This is a genomic window from Flavihumibacter sp. CACIAM 22H1, from assembly GCF_001601815.1.
In the GTDB taxonomy this organism is placed as follows: domain Bacteria; phylum Bacteroidota; class Bacteroidia; order Chitinophagales; family Chitinophagaceae; genus Flavihumibacter.
Genome location: NZ_LUKG01000046.1, coordinates 19965 through 21654 on the forward strand (window position 1 = coordinate 19965; position 1690 = coordinate 21654).

Consider the following 1690-nt stretch of genomic DNA (forward strand, 5'->3'; position numbering starts at 1 on the left):
ATTGTATCGTATGAGGGGGATACTCTATCCTGATCATTTACCAAAGCTATGATTCGAAAATCGTATATTGCCAAAATTGAGTTTTTTGAAAGGAAAATATTGCAGCCATGAAAACAAAAGATGAAATCGTACAAAACTGGTTGCCCCGTTATACCGGTCAGCCACTCGAAAAATTCGGCAAATATATCCTGCTTACCAACTTCAGCAATTATGTAGATTGGTTTGCCAAATGGCATAAGGTAGAAGTAATTGGTATAGGAAAACCCATGCAATGTGCAACCGCAGAAGATATTACCATCATCAACTTTGGAATGGGAAGTCCTACTGCAGCTACCGTAATGGATCTGCTCACAGCAATTGAACCCAAAGCGGTATTATTCCTGGGAAAATGTGGAGGGCTGAAAAAACGGAACAAAGTAGGCGACCTGATCCTACCCATTGCGGCCATTCGTGGTGAAGGAACGTCCAATGATTATTTTCCCCCGGAAGTACCTGCCCTACCCGCTTTCGCCCTTCAAAAAGCAGTGTCCACCACCATTCGCGATTATGGCGTGGATTACTGGACCGGTACCGTTTACACCACCAACCGCCGGGTTTGGGAACACGATGAAACATTTAAAGAATACCTGCAAAAAGTTCGGGCATATGCCATTGATATGGAAACGGCCACTATTTTTTCCGTAGGCTTTTTTAATAAAATACCCACCGGTGCACTGTTGCTGGTCAGTGATTCACCTATGATTCCGGAAGGCGTTAAAACGGAAGAAAGTGATAAAAAAGTTACCACCGAATTTGTAGAACGACATATAAGGATTGGCATCGATTCACTGAGGCAGTTGATCAACGATGGGTTAACTGTAAAACACCTTCGTTTTTAACCATAAAATCAACACCATGCGGGTTTACATGAGTTGTTTTCTGCTGCTTACATTAACGTTCATAAGCGGATGTAAATCCGGCTCCCGCACATCGGCATCCGGGCCACTTATTGGAAAGCTGGTAATCAGTGAAATCTGTAATCACTTTGTAGTAGCTGTTGAATCAGGAAAAATAGACCCGGCCAAATTAACCGGGCATTTCAGAGACGAAAAACGGGCTGCCGAATTTACCCGGGTATTTACGGTAGTAAACAGTTGCAGTTTTGCGCAGGCAGGTATAAAAGAAGGCGATCGTTTTTATTTTGAGACAACCCCCGCAAGAATAAACCAAGACTGTATGGTTTGCATGGCATACTATCCTACACCGGCAGCCAGCTTATCCATTATCAACATTAAAAAAATCAATCCCTGAAATGGCCGGTCCGCTTCCCTTACTGGCTGTTCATAACCTGCAAGTGGGCTTTAAGCAGCAGCAGGAAATACGCCCCGCTTTAAAAGGCATCAGTTTCGAGGTACACCGTGGTGAAATTGTTGCCATTGTAGGGGAATCCGGTTCAGGCAAATCAGTTAGCTCGCTTTCCATTTTACAACTCCTGCCTAAACAAATAACCAAGTACCAGGGGGGCCAGATTTTATTCAGCCCCAACGGGCAGGAAACAGCAGATATGCTTCAACTTTCCGAATCGGCACTTCGGAGGGTCAGGGGAAAGCATATATCGATGATTTTTCAGGAACCCATGTCGGCCTTAAACCCGGTGTTCACCTGTGGAAATCAGGTAATGGAAGCCATTCGTACACATACCCCCTGTAGC

At 44.5% G+C, this 1690-nt stretch carries 3 protein-coding genes; all 3 read left to right on the top strand.

The window, feature by feature from the left end; translation table 11 throughout:
• The first annotated feature begins 107 nt into the window (after positions 1–107).
• A complete protein-coding gene (locus A1D16_RS13320; RefSeq protein WP_290710254.1) occupies positions 108–878 on the top strand; it encodes an AMP nucleosidase in 771 nt (256 codons plus the stop codon).
• Positions 879–894: 16 nt separating this feature from the next.
• The gene (locus A1D16_RS13325) at positions 895–1290 is read left to right on the top strand and encodes a hypothetical protein (protein ID WP_290710256.1); all 396 of its coding nucleotides are present in this window, start codon (positions 895–897) and stop codon (positions 1288–1290) included.
• Between the two features lies 1 nt (position 1291).
• A partial coding sequence (locus tag A1D16_RS13330) for an ATP-binding cassette domain-containing protein (RefSeq protein WP_290710258.1) occupies positions 1292–1690 on the top strand: 399 nt, incomplete at its 3' end.

Bases quoted from the DNA above. Each gene is read 5' to 3' on its own strand.
- A1D16_RS13320 (WP_290710254.1), top strand. From the start codon at position 108: ATGAAAACAAAAGATGAAATCGTACAAAACTGGTTGCCCCGTTATACC.
- A1D16_RS13325 (WP_290710256.1), top strand. From the start codon at position 895: ATGCGGGTTTACATGAGTTGTTTTCTGCTGCTTACATTAACGTTCATA.